This is a genomic window from Bacillus sp. SIMBA_031 (assembly GCF_046535225.1).
Lineage (GTDB): Bacteria > Bacillota > Bacilli > Bacillales > Bacillaceae > Bacillus > Bacillus velezensis.
On the sequence record NZ_JAWRXC010000433.1, the window covers coordinates 1 to 256 of the forward strand.

The 256-nt window shown below is 45.3% G+C and carries 1 protein-coding gene; it reads left to right on the forward strand.

Annotated elements, in window-relative coordinates; translation table 11 throughout:
- Positions 1–23: 23 nt before the first annotated feature.
- Positions 24–256, forward strand: a 233-nt coding sequence (locus tag SB724_RS20930) for a 3'-5' exonuclease family protein (RefSeq protein WP_410572880.1), incomplete at its 3' end; no start/stop codon positions are given.

Here is a 256-nt window from a genome sequence, read left to right on the forward strand (position 1 = left end):
ATATGAAAGCGCAGTTGGTAGGGATGAGTTTCGCAGTAAAAGCAGGGGAAGCCGCCTACTTACCGATTGCACACGATTACCCGGGTGCGCCTGAACAGCTCAGCCTTGAATTTGTAATGCAAAAGCTTGGGCCTATATTAGCGGATGAAAATAAAGCGAAAGTTGGCCAGAACTTAAAATACGACAGAAGCGTGCTTGCTAATGCGGGTTATGAACTAAAGGGCATTAAGTTCGATACGATGTTGGAGTCTTATGT